The sequence below is a fragment of the Martelella sp. FLE1502 genome (genome assembly GCF_053484255.1).
Map to the genome: position 1 here is coordinate 86,625 of NZ_JBAKFQ010000008.1, position 16,067 is coordinate 102,691.

Annotated in this window: 14 protein-coding genes; 2 read left to right on the top strand and 12 right to left on the bottom strand. The window is 62.7% G+C overall.

Annotated elements, in window-relative coordinates; all coding sequences use genetic code 11:
* The first annotated feature begins 135 nt into the window (after positions 1 to 135).
* Complete coding sequence (locus V6767_RS09220; protein WP_448473201.1) at positions 136 to 657, top strand: DUF488 domain-containing protein; 522 nt, start codon at positions 136 to 138, stop codon at positions 655 to 657.
* 3 nt (positions 658 to 660) lie between these two features.
* Here V6767_RS09220 and V6767_RS09225 read toward each other — a convergent pair whose 3' ends face one another.
* The 11 genes from V6767_RS09225 to V6767_RS09275 are packed head-to-tail and all read right to left on the bottom strand — an operon-like array spanning position 661 to position 13,922.
* The gene (locus tag V6767_RS09225) at positions 661 to 951 is read right to left on the bottom strand and encodes a DUF6522 family protein (protein WP_448473202.1); all 291 of its coding nucleotides are present in this window, start codon (positions 949 to 951) and stop codon (positions 661 to 663) included.
* Positions 948 to 1,439, bottom strand: coding sequence for a group III truncated hemoglobin (locus V6767_RS09230; protein WP_448473203.1), 492 nt, complete (start codon positions 1,437 to 1,439; stop codon positions 948 to 950). The genes V6767_RS09225 and V6767_RS09230 overlap by 4 nt, the downstream gene beginning before the upstream one ends.
* A 34-nt stretch (positions 1,440 to 1,473) precedes the next feature.
* Entirely contained in the window at positions 1,474 to 1,995 is a 522-nt protein-coding gene (gene mog / locus V6767_RS09235; protein ID WP_448473204.1) for a molybdopterin adenylyltransferase, read from the bottom strand.
* Position 1,996: 1 nt separating this feature from the next.
* Positions 1,997 to 3,025, bottom strand: a complete 1,029-nt coding sequence (moaA, locus tag V6767_RS09240) for a GTP 3',8-cyclase MoaA (RefSeq protein ID WP_448473205.1) — start codon at positions 3,023 to 3,025, stop codon at positions 1,997 to 1,999.
* Positions 3,015 to 3,578, bottom strand: a complete 564-nt coding sequence (locus V6767_RS09245) for a DUF2478 domain-containing protein (protein ID WP_448473206.1) — start codon at positions 3,576 to 3,578, stop codon at positions 3,015 to 3,017. Before V6767_RS09245 ends, moaA begins: the two co-directional genes overlap by 11 nt.
* 16 nt (positions 3,579 to 3,594) lie before the next feature.
* Entirely contained in the window at positions 3,595 to 4,500 is a 906-nt protein-coding gene (locus V6767_RS09250) for a peptidylprolyl isomerase (protein ID WP_448473207.1), read from the bottom strand.
* Positions 4,501 to 4,506: 6 nt separating this feature from the next.
* The gene (gene narI, locus V6767_RS09255) at positions 4,507 to 5,226 is read right to left on the bottom strand and encodes a respiratory nitrate reductase subunit gamma (protein ID WP_448473208.1); all 720 of its coding nucleotides are present in this window, start codon (positions 5,224 to 5,226) and stop codon (positions 4,507 to 4,509) included.
* A gap of 10 nt (positions 5,227 to 5,236) precedes the next feature.
* Positions 5,237 to 5,947, bottom strand: coding sequence for a nitrate reductase molybdenum cofactor assembly chaperone (gene narJ / locus V6767_RS09260; RefSeq protein WP_448473209.1), 711 nt, complete (start codon positions 5,945 to 5,947; stop codon positions 5,237 to 5,239).
* Entirely contained in the window at positions 5,947 to 7,485 is a 1,539-nt protein-coding gene (gene narH, locus V6767_RS09265) for a nitrate reductase subunit beta (protein ID WP_448473210.1), read from the bottom strand. The genes narJ and narH overlap by 1 nt, the downstream gene beginning before the upstream one ends.
* Complete coding sequence (locus tag V6767_RS09270; RefSeq protein ID WP_448473211.1) at positions 7,482 to 11,222, bottom strand: nitrate reductase subunit alpha; 3,741 nt, start codon at positions 11,220 to 11,222, stop codon at positions 7,482 to 7,484. Before V6767_RS09270 ends, narH begins: the two co-directional genes overlap by 4 nt.
* 24 nt (positions 11,223 to 11,246) lie before the next feature.
* The gene (locus V6767_RS09275; protein WP_448473212.1) at positions 11,247 to 13,922 is read right to left on the bottom strand and encodes a nitrate/nitrite transporter; all 2,676 of its coding nucleotides are present in this window, start codon (positions 13,920 to 13,922) and stop codon (positions 11,247 to 11,249) included.
* Between the two features lie 242 nt (positions 13,923 to 14,164).
* Between V6767_RS09275 and V6767_RS09280 the strand changes: the two genes are divergently transcribed.
* Positions 14,165 to 14,866: a helix-turn-helix domain-containing protein gene (locus tag V6767_RS09280; protein ID WP_448473213.1), complete on the top strand. Its 702-nt coding sequence runs from the start codon at positions 14,165 to 14,167 to the stop codon at positions 14,864 to 14,866.
* Positions 14,867 to 14,996: 130 nt separating this feature from the next.
* Here V6767_RS09280 and V6767_RS09285 read toward each other — a convergent pair whose 3' ends face one another.
* Positions 14,997 to 16,067: an ABC transporter ATP-binding protein gene (locus tag V6767_RS09285; RefSeq protein ID WP_448473214.1), complete on the bottom strand. Its 1,071-nt coding sequence runs from the start codon at positions 16,065 to 16,067 to the stop codon at positions 14,997 to 14,999.

Below are 16,067 nucleotides of genomic sequence, written 5' to 3' on the forward strand. Positions count from 1 at the left end.
TCGGATCCGCAGCTTTGCGATGGAATGCCCGCCATTGGACATTGATAGGTTCAACGATAGTCCGACACGCGATGACTTTCAAGTCCGCCGGCTGAATTGCGGAAGCGGGCCGCCACAAGGGAGGATGACAGCACGATGCCGGTGAAGATCAAACGGGTCTATGACGAACCCGACAACGCGGACGGCCTGCGCGTTCTCGTCGACCGTCTCTGGCCGCGCGGCCTTGCGAAGGACAAGGCCCGCGTCGACCTCTGGGCCAAGGAGGTCGCGCCATCAGGCGACCTGCGCAAATGGTTCGCACACAGAAAAGACCGGTGGGAGGATTTTCAACGGCGCTACCGCGCGGAGCTTGCGGAAAACGCCGCGCTTGATGCGCTTTGCGCAAAGAGCGAGAAACACACCGTGACCTTGCTCTATGCCGCCCGCGACGAATGCATCAACCACGCGCGGGTGCTCGCGGCCGTCATCGCCGAAAGGAGCGGCCGCCAAGCCGAGACGGATCAGCCGGACGAAGGCGCGCTGGAAGTGTCATCTCCGCCCTGCTTTCTGCACGAACTGGACCCGGCCTGGCTGGGAACGGAAAGCCGCGACGGCGAAACGGCCAATCGCGAAACCGACCAACAGCCCTCGCACAAGAAAACCGGCCGCACGAAATAGCGCTCAGGCCGAACGCCCGCCGGAGGTGACGATGCTGAACTCGTCGTCTTCGATCATGCCATCCTCGCGCACCGTCAGCCGCCAGCGGCGGTTGCCGATGCGGAAGGAGAGACGCCAGCGCCCCGCGTCATCGCCGTCGCCGCGCTCCACCGAAGACCGCACCTGACCGCGCGCCGTCATCGCGCGCAGATCATCGACGCCGAGGCCGAAGCGGCGGGCGAGCCGTTCCGCGCCGATTTCGAACTGACCTTCCGCATTGCGTTCTATGAAGGTCCCGGTTTCCTCAGCGCTCATGATCTCGCACCGTTTGCAGGGCGGGCAAGGTCGGCATGGCCGATCGGGCACAGGCCGGTCGTATCCTCGCCGCGATGAAAGCCGATCGCCAGACGGAAGGAATGGGCAATCCGCATGGCCCTGTCGAGGAACAGCGACGCCACCTCTTCCGGGCAGAGCGCATCCACGGTTTCCGCAAAGAGCTGCAGCCATCGGCGGAAATGCCGTTCCTCGATTTCGGGGATCGCCAGATGCGGCGGCAGCGGGCGGCCCTGATAGCGCGCCGTGCGCAACAGCGTCGCCGACCAGAAATCGCACATGCGCTGAAGATGGCGCGGCCAGTCATCGGCGGCGATCCGGCTGTTGAACACCGGTCCGAGCAGCGGGTCCGCGCGGATCCGGTCGTAAAAGCCGTGCACCACATCACGTATCATCGCCTCGTCCAGAACCTCGGGAAGCGGCTTGCCGTCGATGATCACGGTGCGCTCCGGCGCGGGACGTCCTCTCATGTCTGAAACTCCTTGTTGCAAACCACGACCGACCTCAGCCCGGCGGACGATGCGCCTTGATCCGCGCCGGATCGGTCTCGATGCAGCCGGCGCCGATCAGGTCGAGACAATAGGGGATCGCCGGGAAAACCGCGTCAAGGCAAAACCTTATCGAGGCCGGGCGGCCCGGCAGGTTGACGATCAGGCTCTTTCCCCGAACGCCGGCGGTCTGGCGCGAGAGGATGGCGGTCGGCGCCTGTTCCAGGCTGATGCGCCGCATCAGTTCGCCAAAGCCCGGCAATTCCTTCTCCATCACCGCCTGCATCGCCTCCGGCGTCTCGTCGCGCGGCGCAGGGCCCGTGCCGCCAGTAGTCAGGATAAGGTCGGCGCGAACAGTGTCGCACAGCTCCGTCAGCGTATCCCGCACCGAGGCGACCCCGTCCGGGATGATGACGCGGTTTAGGGCATAGGGTGACGTGATGTTCTCCGCCAGCCAGGTTTCGATCATGGCCCCGCTCTGGTCCTCATATTCGCCGCGGCTGGCGCGATCGGAAATGGTCAGTGCAACGATCAGCATATTAACCTCCAAGCACGGACATCGTCCGCCCGATGCCCTCGACGCGGGTATTCGTAATCGAAAATGCATGTCCCTCGGGCTTCCTCGCCACTGCTTGCGAGATCAGCGCATCGACCGGCGTGTCGTCCTCGCTCGCCCGCAATGCGTCCCTGAGAGCCACCCGGCCTTCGTCGCCCATGCAGGTGTAAAGATCGCCGGTGGCGCTGACGCGCAGGCGGTTGCACGCGGCGCAGAAACCGCAGGAAAGCGGCGTGATGAACCCAAGCAGTCCGCCTGTTTCTGCAACCCGCACATAATGCGCCGGGCCACCGCTTTTCAAGGCAAGCGGCTGAAGTGTCCATCGCTTCGAAAGTGTGTCTCGAAGCTGCGAAAGCGACAGAAAACTCTCCCGGCGGTCATGCCGACCCTCGCCAAGCGGCATTTCCTCGATCAGCGTCAGGTCCATGTCCCGTTCATGGGCAAAGCGGATCAGGTCGTCCACCTCCCGCTCGAAGGCGCCGCGCATGGCAACCGCGTTGATCTTGACCCGAAGGCCTGCCGCCTGCGCCGCCGCGATGCCGGCGAAGACGCGCTCGATCCGGCCCCAGCGGGTGATCGTCTGATAGCGCTCGGGATCGAGCGTGTCGAGCGAGACATTGACCCGGCGCACGCCATGGGCAAACAGCGCCTCCGCATGGCGATCCAGCAGCGTGCCGTTTGTCGTCAGCGTCAGCTCGTCGAGCATGCCGCGCTTCAGGTCCGCGCCGAGCATGGCAAACAGCGCCATGATATTCTTGCGCACCAGCGGCTCGCCGCCGGTGATCCTAATCTTGCGCACACCGCGCGCCATGAAGATGCGGGAAAGCCGGTGAAGTTCCTCGAGATCGAGAATGTCGCGTCGCGGCAGGAAGGTCATGTTCTCGGACATGCAATAGGTGCAGCGCAGGTCGCAGCGATCCGTCACCGAAAGCCGGAGATAGGTCGCGGTGCGGCCGAAACCGTCAACCAGCGGGCGCGGCACGGCCTCTTCTATCGTGCGTTCATGCCGCATCGCGCACCTGCCTCGCCCGAGCGATGGCTTTGCAACACCATTTCAGGACAGCATCGGTTTCGGGCGGCAAAGCTTGTGATAGATCGCCCGAAAAGGCGAACCAGCCATCGAGATAGGGCTGCTTCACCGAGGTCAGGATCGGCACGCCGGCCACGAAGGCGGCCTCGAAAACAGATCGCAGCCCGCCGCCCGGCTCTTCCCCTTTGCCGAAACGGTTGAGAATCAGGAGGTCCGGCCGCGTCCCGATCCGCGCCTCCGCGAAAACGGCGGCGTCCGAAAGCGCGTTGAAATCCAGCCTGCAGCCACGCGCATGGGCGCCGAGCGCCTGCATGATCTGCCAGCGCTTGCCGGTCGCGATGTCTTCCAGATCGACCGCGCCGCAGCACTGGCCCTCGTCCTTTTCCGCATGCTGAATGAAGCCTTCGACCCGACACCCCTTGGCCACGAGCCGCCGCGCCACCGCTTCCAGGACCCGGTCGGCGGCGTCATCCTGCATGAACGGGATGAAGCCCAGCGGCTTGCATTCGCCTGTCGCACCGTCCGCATTCGCCATCACAAACCTCTTTGCCCTATTGCACCAGCGGCCCGTCGGCGCCGGCGATATCGATACCCTCGATTTCGGCTTCCGCCACCAGAACCGCAATGAACTGCGCGACCGCCTTTGACCACGCCGCCGCCTCCAGCCAGGCGGCGATGCGCGGCCTGACCGCCTCGAACGGCAATTGCGCGCCCTCGATCCGGCGATCCATACGGATGATGTGGAAGCCGTAGCGGGTTTCAACCGGCGAGGTGACCATCTCGCCCTCCGGCAACCGCATCAGCACTGCCTCGAATTCCGGCACGGTGCTGCCCGGCGAAAGCTGGCCGAGATTGCCGCCCTGTTCAGCCGACGGACAGGCCGAGCGCGTCCGCGCCAGTTCGTCGAAGCGAACGACGCCAGCCGAAAGGTCGGCAATCATCTGCTCCGCCTCGGCGCGCGCCTGATGCCGGGCCGCTTCGTCGGCCGGATTTGCGGCAAGCAGGATATGGCGCGCCTCGAAGATCGGCTCCGAGCGGAAACGGGCCCGGTTGTTGTCGTAGAACCGGCGGCATTCCGCCGCGCCGGCAGTTGGCACATCGACCGATCTCTCGATCAGCGCCCGGATCGCCGCATCCTCGGCGGTCTCGGACTTGCCGTCGACGGTTGCCTGCGGCGTACCGGTTACCTGTTTCTCAGCCGCCTTTTGCAACAAAAGCTCACGGATGACGAGCGCTTCGGCGGCGGCCCTCAGTGCCGCGCCGGGATTGTCGGCCGGGTGATTCTGGGCCTCGGCAAGGATGGCGCTTTCGGCAATCGCGACGCCGTTGACGGAGATTTCGGAAAACACCGGCCGCGCCTTGGGCGGTATTTTCGTGTCGACGGCCTGATAGCCGCTACCTGGCTCCGGCGCGGCGCCGGACGTTTGCGGCTGTTGCGGTGTGAAGAGATTGACCATTGTCCTTTACTCCGCCGGTGTGCCGTTGATGCGCGATCCGTCGCCCTTCTGCCGGGCGACCTGATAGCCGGGCCGCCAGATATAGCGCACCGGTACACTCAGCATGTGCACCAGCCGGGTGAAGGGGAAGACGAGCAGGATGGTGAGGCCCAGGAAAATATGCGCCTTGAAGATCCAGGCGGCATCAGCAACGTGCGACGAAGCGGTGAAGTTGAAGGTGAAGATACCCTGCGCCCAGCTCATGAATTTCACCATTTCATGGCCGTCGAGATGATGCAGCGACACCGGGATCGTGCCGAGACCGAGCAGAAGCTGCAGCCAGAGCAGGATGATGATCATCGTATCGCTGAAGGTTGAAGCGGCCCGCACCCGCGCATCGAACAGGCGGCGATGGACCAGCAGCGTCGCGCCGACAATGCCCATCACCCCGGCAATGCCGCCGGCGACCACGGCCAGCAACTGCTTGGCCCCGTGGCTGATGCCGAGCGCATCGAAGATCCAGATCGGCGTCAGAAGCCCGACGAGGTGGCCGACGAAGATGACCAGAACGCCGACGTGGAACAGCACCGATCCCCAGATGAGTTGCTTGCGGCGCAGCAGTTGCGACGAACCGGAGCGCCAGGAATAGGGTTCGCGATCATAACGGATGACAGTCCCGAGAATCAGCACTGTGAGCGCGATATAGGGATAGATGCCGAAAACCAGTGTGTTGAGATAGGCTGACATGACGTGTCTCCTAGTTCGAAGCGGAGCCGGCGACATCGCCGGGTTGGCGGTCTGCCGCGCGCATGCGGGTTCGAAGCCGGTCCGGCCCGCATGCGCCCTCGCCGGCATTGCCGCCGAAGGTGACGGCTTCTTCTTCCCAGATGCTGTCGAGCGCCTTCAGGTCGTCGGGATCGTCTTCGGGTGCGGCCATCAGCTCTTTCAGGAGCTTCTGGTCGGCTTCCGCCGATGACAGCAGGGAAAGCGCAGCAAAAGCCGATGCATAGACGGATTCCCGCTTTTTCAGCCGCTCGCCGATCGCCTCGGTAATATGCGCGGTCTGGCCGAGCAGGTCTTCCGCTTCCGCGTTCGGGCGCGTGGAGAGAAATTCGAGGAACAGCGGTAGATAGTCCGGCAATTCCTTGGCGTCGATCTCGAAACCGCCCGACTCGTAAAGCGCCATCAGATCGACCATGGCCTGGCCGCGATCCCGGCCTTCGCCATGGACATGCTCGAAGAGATGCAGCGACAGCGCACGGGTGCGGTCGAACAGGTGGACGTAACGTTCCTGAACCTCGTAGAGATCGCGGCCCGCAAGATCGTCGATCAGCCTGCCGAGCGCCACGGCAACGGCTTCCGGCACTGCCGAAGACGCCAGCGCCGCCTTCAGTTCCGGCAGGTCGTCCAGCAGTTCCCGCTCCGGGTAGGACAGAAGCAGGGAGGTGATTTTCAGGGCAATGTTCATCAGACCTGCTCCTTGAAGATATCGGTGGGCGTCTGCACCACCTTGCGCCGGCCTGCGCCGAAAAGTTCCGGCTCGGATGAGCCGCCCGAGCAGCCATTGCCGAAGGAGAAGCCGCAGGAGCCGCGCACGTCGTAAGCATCCTCGGAAACCTCGCGGTGGGTGGTCGGGATGACGAAACGGTCCTCGTAATTGGCAATCGCCATCACGTGGTACATGTCCTCGATCATCTGGCCAGTGAGGCCAACGCGTTCGGCAATCGCACTGTCATCGACGCCGTCGACGTTTTTCGAACGCATATAGGCTCGCATGGCGAGCATGCGTTCCAGCGCGTTCACCACCGGCTCTTCCTTGCCCGCCGTCAGCAGATTGGCGAGGTAGCGCACCGGAATGCGCAGCGATTTGACGTCCGGCATATCGCCATCAAGACCGAGCTTGCCGGCTTCAGCGGCAGACTGCACGGGCGAGAGCGGCGGCACATACCAGACCATCGGCAGGGTGCGGTATTCTGGATGCAGCGGAAAAGCCACTTTCCAGTCGATCGCCATCTTGTAGACCGGTGAGTTTTTGGCCGCCTTCAACCAGTCTTCCGGCACGCCGTCCTTGCGGGCCTGCTCGATAACGGCGGGGTCGTTCGGATCGAGGAAGACCTTGAGCTGTTCTTCATAGAGATCCTGCTCGTTCGCCGTCGAGGCGGCTTCCGAAATCCGGTCGGCGTCGTAAAGAATGACGCCGAGATAGCGGATGCGGCCGACACAGGTTTCCGAGCAGACCGTCGGCTGGCCGGCTTCGATACGCGGATAGCAGAAGATGCACTTTTCCGATTTACCGGAATTCCAGTTGTAATAGATCTTCTTGTAGGGACAGCCGGACACGCACATGCGCCAGCCGCGGCATTTTTCCTGGTCGATCAGGACGATGCCATCATCCTCGCGCTTGTAGATCGCGCCGGAGGGACAGGCCGCCACGCAGGTCGGGTTCAGACAGTGCTCGCACAGGCGCGGCAGATACATCATGAAGGTGTTTTCGAACTGGCCGTAGATTTCCTTCTCGACCCCCTCGAAATTCACGTCCTTCGAGCGCTTCTCGAATTCGCCGCCCAGGATTTCCTCCCAGTTCGGACCCCATTCGATCTTCTCCATGCGTTCGCCGGTCAGTTTCGAGCGCGGCCGGGCCGTTGGCATGGTCTTGCTTTCGCCGGCGGTCTGGAGATGGCCGTAATCGAAATCGAAGGGTTCGTAATAGTCGTCGATTTCCGGGAGGTCCGGATTGGCGAAGATCTTGGCGAGGATGCGCCATTTCGCGCCCATCTTCGGCTCGATCCGGCCGTTCTTCTTGCGGACCCAGCCGCCATTCCACTTCTTCTGGTTTTCCCATTCCTTGGGAAAGCCGATCCCCGGTTTGGTCTCGACATTGTTGAACCAGGCGTATTCAACGCCCTCGCGGTTCGTCCAGACATTCTTGCAGGTGACGGAGCAGGTGTGGCACCCGATGCATTTATCGAGATTGAGCACCATGCCGATCTGTGCGCGGACCTTCATTCTGCGGCCTCCTTTCCTGCAAGGCTTGGGGTCTCGTCCATCCAGTCGACATTTTCGAGCTTGCGGACGACGACGAATTCATCGCGGTTGGCGCCCACGGTTCCGTAGTAGTTGAAACCATAGGACTGGTGGGCGTAGCCGCCGATCATGTGGGTGGGTTTCGGGATCACGCGGGTGACGGAGTTGTGAATGCCACCGCGCTGGCCGGTCAGCGGCGAGCCGGGCGTGTTCACGATCTTCTCCTGCGCGTGGTACATGAAGATCGTGCCGTCCTTCATGCGCTGGGAGACCACCGCACGGGCAACCAGCGCGCCATTGGCGTTGTAGACCTCGACCCAGTCATTATCGACAATGCCGGCGCGGGCCGCATCGGGCTCGGAAATCCACACCACCGGGCCGCCGCGATTGAGCGTCAGCATCAAGAGGTTGTCGGTATAGGTGGAGTGGATGCCCCATTTCTGGTGGGGCGTGATGAAGTTCAGCACAAGATGCGGCTGGCCGTCTAGGCGCGCCTCGATCGCCGGCGTCACGGTTCCGGTATCGATCGGCGGGCGGTAGACGCAGAAGGCCTCACCGAAGGCCCGCATCCACAAATGGTCCTGATAAAGCTGCTGCCGGCCCGAAAGAGTCCGCCACGGGATCAGCTCGTGGACGTTGGTGTAGCAGGCGTTGTAGCAGACCTTCTCCGATTCCAGACCCGACCATGTCGGCGAGGAAATGATCTTGCGCGGCTGGGCGACAATATCCCGGAAGCGGATTTTTTCATCCTCTTTCGGAAGCGCCAGATGGGTATGGTCGCGCCCGGTAATGGCCGAGAGCGCTTCCCAGGCCTTGACCGCAACCTCGCCATTGGTTTCCGGCGCCAGCGACAGGATCACCTCGGTGGCGTCGATATCGGTCTCGATCTTCGGACGGCCCTTGGAGGCCCCCTCTTCCGTCACCGTGCCGTTCAGCTTGCCGAGCAAGCCGACTTCATGCTCGGTGTTCCACGAAATCCCCTTCCCGCCATTGCCGAGCTTGTCGAGCAGCGGGCCGACGGAGGTGAAACGCTTGTAGAGATTGGGATAATCCCGCTCGACCACGGCAACCGTCGGCATGGTCTTGCCCGGCACCGGATCGGTCTCGCCCTGTTTCCAGTCCTTCACATCGAAGGGCTGGGCCAGTTCGCCGGGGGTGTCGTGCAGGGTCGGCACCAGCACGATATCCTTTTCGACGCCCAGCACTTCCGGCGCGACCTCGGAGAACGTCTTTGCGATACCCTTGAAGATGTCCCAGTCCGAGCGCGACTGCCAGGCCGGATCGGCCGCACTGGTCAGCGGGTGGATGAAGGGGTGCATGTCGGAGGTGTTGAGATCGTTCTTCTCGTACCATGTCGCCGTCGGCAACACGATGTCGGAATAGACGCAGGTGGTCGACATGCGGAAGTCGAGCGTGACGAGAAGGTCGAGCTTCCCTTCCGGCGCCTCATCATGCCAGACGGCCTCCTTGACCTCCTGACGGCCCTCGTCGCCGAGATCCTTGCCAAGCAGGCCATGGGATGTGCCAAGCAGATGCTTGAGGAAATATTCGTGGCCCTTGCCCGACGAGCCGAGCAGGTTGGAGCGCCAGACGAACATGTTGCGCGGCCAGTTTTCCGCCGCATCCGGGTCCTCGCAGGACATGGAAAGCGTTCCGGATTTCAGCGCTTCGGCGACATAGTCGGCAGGCTTTTGGCCCGAGGCTTCCGCCGCGCGGGCGACCTCCAGCGGGTTGGTGCGCAATTGCGGGGCCGATGGCAGCCAGCCCATGCGTTCGGCGCGGATATTGTAGTCGATCAGCGTTGCATCCCACGGGCCCTCCGGCGCGGTCGGCGACAGCAGCTCATCGACCTTCACCGTCTCGTAGCGCCACTGGTCGGTGTGGGCGTAGAAGAACGAGGTCGAATTCATGTGGCGCGGCGGGCGCTGCCAGTCGAGACCGAAGGCGAGCGGCAGCCAGCCGGTCTGCGGCCGCAGTTTCTCCTGGCCGACATAATGGCTCCAGCCGCCGCCGGATTGCCCGATACAACCGCACATCACCAGCATGTTGATGATGCCGCGGTAGTTCATGTCCATGTGGTACCAGTGGTTCAGACCAGCGCCGAGAATGACCATGGAGCGGCCATTGGTCTTTTCCGCGTTGCCGGCAAAAGCGCGGGCGGTGGCGATGATCTGCTCGCGCGGCACGCCGGTGATCTTTTCCGCCCATGCCGGCGTATAGGGCGTTCCATCATCAAAGGAGCTTGCGACATTCTCGCCGCCGAAGCCGCGGTCGAGCCCGTAATTGGCAACGAACAGGTCGAACACCGTTGCGACCACCGCCTCGCCCTCTGCGAGCGCCACACGGCGAACCGGCACCTTGCGCGCCAGAACGTCGTCATGGTCCGTGCCCTCGAAATAGTCGTGCGCCCGACTGCCGAAATAGGGAAAGGCAACGTCCTCGACGCCGTCATTTTCGGCAAGGCTCATCACCAGATCGATGTCGCTGCCCGCGCCATCCTTCTGTTCGAGATTCCACTTGCCCTTTTCGCCCCAGCGATAGCCCGCCGACCCGCGCGGCGCGACGACGTCGCCGGTCCTCGCGTCGAAGCCGACCGTCTTCCATTCGGGATTGTTGCTCTCGCCGAGACCATCCCTGAAATCGGAGGCGCGGAGGAAACGCTCCGGCACGTAGCGGCCGTCCTTTTTGACCAGCCGCACCAGCATCGGCATGTCGGTGTAGCGGCGACAGTAGTCGTCGAAATAGCCGACCTTCCGGTCGAGATGGTATTCGCGCAGGATCACGTGGCCGAGCGCCATCGCAAGGGCGGCGTCGGTCCCCTGCTTGGGATGCAGCCAGAGATCGGAAAACTTTGCCGCTTCCGAATAATCCGGCGACACGACGACCGACTTCGTGCCCTTGTAGCGCACTTCGGTGTAGAAATGAGCGTCCGGCGTGCGGGTCTGCGGCACGTTGGAGCCCCAGAGCATCAGGAAACCGGCATTGTACCAGTCGGCCGATTCCGGCACGTCGGTCTGTTCGCCCCAGGTCATCGGCGAGGCCGGCGGCAGGTCGCAGTACCAGTCGTAAAACGACATGCAGGTGCCGCCGAGCAGCGAAAGGTAGCGGGACCCGGCCGCGTAAGAGACCATCGACATCGCCGGGATCGGCGAAAATCCGATGACGCGGTCGGGTCCCCACCTCTTCGCGGTATAGGCGTTGGCCGCCGCGATGAGCTCGTTGACCTCGTCCCAGGTGGCGCGCACGAAGCCGCCAAGGCCGCGCACCTTGATGTATTCGGCCCGCTTGGCCGGATCGTCCTGAATGGCCCGCCAGGCCGCGACCGGGCTCTTGTCGGCACGTTCCTTGCGCCACAGTTTCAGAAGTCGCGCCCGGATCAGCGGGTATTTCACCCGGTTTGCCGAATACATGTACCAGCTGTAGCTGGCGCCACGCGAACAGCCGCGCGGCTCGTGGTTGGGCATATCCGGCCTTGTGCGCGGATAATCGGTCTGCTGGGTTTCCCAGGTGACGATGCCGCCCTTGACGTAGATCTTCCACGAGCAGGAGCCCGTGCAGTTCACGCCGTGGGTAGAGCGCACGATCTTGTCGTGCTGCCAGCGCTTGCGATAGGCGTCTTCCCAGTCGCGGTTTTCATTCGTGGTCACGCCGTGACCGTTGGAGAAGGTGTCGACATTCTTGCGCGCCAGAAAGTTGAGGCGGTCGAGGAGAAGAGACATGATCCGTTCCTTTGTTTCGGGCGATTAGCAGGGCACCGGCGCATTGCGGCGGGTGTAGTAGAAGAAGGTCAGCACGGCGCAGATGACGTAGAAGACGCCGAAGCCCCACAGCGCCATATCCGGTCCGCCGGTCATCGAGATCGAGGTGCCGTAGGATTTCGGGATGAAGAATGCGCCGTAGGCTGCGATTGCCGAGGTGAAGGCGATGATGGCGGCGCTCTCGCGGTCCGTCTGCTTCTGCAGCGCGCCGGCATCCAGTTCCGGCATCAGGCGCGGCACTTCCCGGCGCATGATCGCCGGGATCATCTGGAAGGTCGACGCATTGCCGACGCCGGTGAGGAAGAACAGCGCCATGAAGCAGGCAAAGAAGGCCCAGAAATTGCCGCCCTCACCGCCATGTGGCAGGAATTGCAGCACGCCAACCACAGCCACGAACATGCCGACGAAGGTCCAGAAGGTCACCCGTCCGCCGCCGAAACGGTCGGAAATCCAGCCGGTGCCCGCACGGCTCAGCGCGCCGACCAGCGGGCCGAGGAAAGCGTAGGACAGAGCATTGACCTCGGGGAACTGGGTTTTCATCAAGAGCGGGAAACCCGCCGAATAGCCGATGAACGAGCCGAATGTGCCGGTATAGAGAATGCACATGATCCAGTTGTGGAAGCGCGAGAAGATCACCGCCTGATCGGCAAAGGACGCCTTGGCCGAGGCGATGTCGTTCATGCCGAAATAGGCGGCCACGGTGGCCGCAATGATGAACGGCACCCAGACGAAGCCGGCATTCTGCAGCCACAGCCTTCCGCCATCCGACAGCGCCTGCGGTTCGCCGCCAAGCGCGCCGAAGACGCCCATGGTGATAACGAGCGGCACCAGGAACTGCATGACCGAGACCCCGAGATTGCCGAGACCGGCATTCATGGCGAGCGCATTGCCCTTTTCGGCCTTGGGGAAGAAGAAGCTGATATTGGCCATGGACGAGGCGAAATTGCCGCCGCCGAGCCCGCACAGAAGCGCCAGAACCAGGAAGATCAGATAGGGCGTTTCCGGGTTCTGCACCGCATAGCCGATGCCCATGGCCGGCAGCAGCAGCGAGGCAGTGGAAAGCGTGGTCCACAGCCGGCCGCCGAAGATCGGCACCATGAAGGAGTAGAAGATCCTGAGCGTCGCGCCCGAAAGCCCCGGCAGGGCCGCGAGCCAGAAAAGCTGGGCATCGGTGAAATCGAAGCCGATGGCCGGAAGCCGCGCGACCACGACCGACCAGACCATCCAGACCGAAAAGGCCAGAAGCAGCGCGGGGATGGAAATCCAGAGATTGCGCTTGGCGATCTTTCGCCCGGTCTGTTCCCAGAAGGTCTTGTCTTCCGGGTTCCATTCCGTCAGCGTCGCCGCCGATGTCTTCGGCGTCATGCCCTCGAATTCCGGCAGTTCCGGCAAGGTGTCGGCCGTCGTCCGGTTGCGGCGTTCCATCTGGCGGATGGAAAGATGCATCCACGTCAGGGCGACGAGCACCAGCACGAACAGGAAGGCGAAGCAGGTGGTGTAGACCCCGGTCAGGTCCAGAAGCGTGCCGAACACGATCGGCAGAACGAAGCCGCCGAGCCCGCCGATCATGCCAACGAGACCGCCGACCGAGCCGACATTGTCGGGATAATAGACCGGGATATGCTTGTAGACCGCCGCCTTGCCGAGGCTCATGAAGAAGCCCAGGCAAAAGATCATCAGCACGAAAGCGCCGAAGCTCATCGCGGTCGAGAAGATGATGTCGCCGCCCTTGGCATGGATCGTGTAGCTCGTCGGCGGGTAGGACAGCATGAACAGCAGCAGCAGCGCAAAACCGAAGGTCCAGTACATCACCGAGCGCGCGCCGAACCGGTCCGAAAGGTGGCCGCCATAGGCGCGGAACAGGCTCGCCGAGAGCGAGAAAGCTGCCGCCGCCATGCCGGCGGTGCGGATATCGACGCCGTAAACATCGACGAGGTAGTGCGGCAGCCACAGCGCCAGCGCGACGAAAGCGCCGAAAACGAAGAAATAGTAAAGCGAGAAGCGCCAGACCTGCAGGTTCTTCAGCGGCGCAAGCTGGGCCGCGACCGTGGTGGCCTGCGCGCCGGAGCGGCGGCGGGCTTCGAACACCGGATCATGTTTGGAGAACACAAAGAAGATGACGGCAATGGCGGCAAGCGCGAAGGCCCAGACATTGGCGACCGCCTGCCAGCCGAAGGCGACCATGACGAAGGGCGCGCCGAATTTGGTCACCGCCGCGCCGACATTGCCGGCGCCGAAAATGCCAAGCGCGGTGCCCTGTTTTTCCGGCGGATACCAGTGCGACACATAGGTGACGCCGACGGCAAAGGAACCACCGGCAAGGCCGACGCCGAGGGCTGCGAGCAGAAACAGCGGATAGGTCGTGGCGCTGGTCAGGAGAAAGGTCGCCGCGGCGGCCAGCAGCATCTGCAACGGAAACACCAGCCGCCCGCCATATTGCTCGGTCCAGATGCCGAGCATCAGCCGCGAAAGCGAGCCGGTCAGCACCGGCGTCGCCACCAGAATGCCGAACTGGGTTTCGGAAAGGCCGAGTTCGCCTTTGATCTCGACCCCGATGATGGCGAAGATCGTCCAGACCGCGAAACAGACCGTGAAGGCCACAGTGCTGAGACCGAGCGCCCTGCGCTGGTCACTTCGCGAAACACCGTCAATTGCAGACATGAATTGCCCCCTAAGGCTTAAGCGGAAGCCCGCTCATTGAAAATTCTGCCTGAGAGCTAGAAGGATTGGGAGGCGCTCGAAGTTGACCTAAGTCAAGGTTGACGGGCGGCGCGGGACAAACAAGAATTACGCGTGAAATTGCCTTCCCGCGCTGAAATCATCGTCAAATCGGCCTGTTGCGGATGCCGTTTGATGCTGCTAAATTTATCAATTGAAGATACGAAAAAAATCAAGGCACAGTGATGCGGTCATCCGATTTGCCACAGGTGCGGGCGCTCAGCCTGTTCAGCAGCATGGGCGCGGAGAATTTCGAGGCGCTGATGCAGGCGGCCTATCTCCAGACCTTCCCGCCGCAGCTCGATCTCGTGCATGAGGGCGATCCGGCGGATTTCCTCTATGTCGTCATCGAGGGCTGCGTCGAGCTTTACGCCAATGCCAACCGCCGCGAGGCGACGATGGCGATGGTGCATCCGGTCAGCGCCTTCATCCTGGCGGCCGTTTTGAAGGATGCGGTCTACCTGATGTCGGCGCGCACGCGGGCGCGTTCGAAAATCCTGCTGATCCCCTCGGAAAACGTCCGCTCGATCTTCGAGCTCGATGACGCCTTCGCAAGGGCGATGGTGCTGGAAATGGCCGGCAGCTACCGCTACGTCATCAAGGAGCACAAGGGCCTCAAGCTTCGCAGCTCCGTCGAACGGCTGGCGAATACGCTGCTGCGCCAGGACCATGAATTCGGCGACGGCTCCGGCACATTCGACCTGCCCTACGACAAGCGCACGCTGGCCTCGCTGCTCGGCATGACCCCGGAAAACCTGTCGCGCGCCTTCAACACGCTGAAACCCTACGGCGTCGAAGTCGAAGGCACGACGATCCGGCTTACCGACATCAAGGCGCTGAAAACGCTGGCCAAGCCAACGCCGCTGATCGACGACCCGAAAACCTGATGCTTTCCGGCCTGTGATGCCGGCGGTCACCCGCGTCAAGCGGACAAGCTGGGATCTGCCCCAATTGCCGAGTTTTTAAAAACATCGAACCTGCATTGCCGCTGACGTGGCATCGGGCGCGAGAAATGCTCTAACGGATCGCGGCCTCCGTCCTTGCGTCAAAGAGATGGGCGTCATCGATGGCGAAGCTCAAGCGAAGCATATCGCCGGGCGCCACGCTTACACGTTCGCGCAATTGGACGGAAAGTTCCTGACCGCCAAGCGCGCCCTTGATGAAGGTTTCCGAACCGGTGGGCTCGACGGCCTTGACCGACATCTCAACGCCGCCAGCTTCGCTGTCGGCCAGAAAAAGCTTCTCCGGCCGGATGCCATAGCGCACGGCAAGGCCCGGGGGCGGCTTCACGCTTTCGGGCAATGGCAGCACGGTACCGTCTTCGGTCAGCACCGCGCTGCCATCTTCGCTCACGGTTCCGTCGAAGAAGTTCATAGCCGGCGAACCGATGAAGCTCGCGACGAACATATTGGCCGGATAGTCGTAGATGTCGAGCGGCGTTCCGACCTGCTCGATCACGCCGTCGCGCATCACCACGATCTGGTCGGCCATGGTCATGGCCTCGATCTGGTCGTGGGTGACGTAGACGGTGGTTGTGCGGAAACGGGTATGGATGTCCTTCAGCTCGGCGCGCATCTGCACGCGCAGCTTGGCATCCAGGTTGGAAAGCGGCTCGTCGAACAGATAGACCTTCGGGTCGCGCACGATGGCGCGGCCCATGGCAACGCGCTGGCGCTGGCCGCCGGAAAGCTGCTTGGGATAGCGCTTGAGATACTCGGTGAGCCCGAGAATCCGCGCTGCATCGGCGACGCGTTTTTCGATCTCCGCCTTCGGCCGCTTGGCGAGCTTCAGCGAGAAACCCATATTCTCGGCAATCGTCATATGCGGATAAAGCGCGTAATTCTGGAATACCATGGCGATATCGCGGTTCTTGGGCTCGACATCATTGATGACCTTGCCGCCGATGCGGATCACGCCGCCGGAAATATCCTCCAGCCCCGCGATCATGCGCAGCAACGTGGACTTGCCGCAGCCGGACGGACCGACCAGCACCACGAAAGCGCCTTCCGGCACCTCGACGGAAACGCCCTTGATGGTTTCGAGATCGCCATAAACCTTACGGACATTCTGGATAGAAACGGAAGTCAT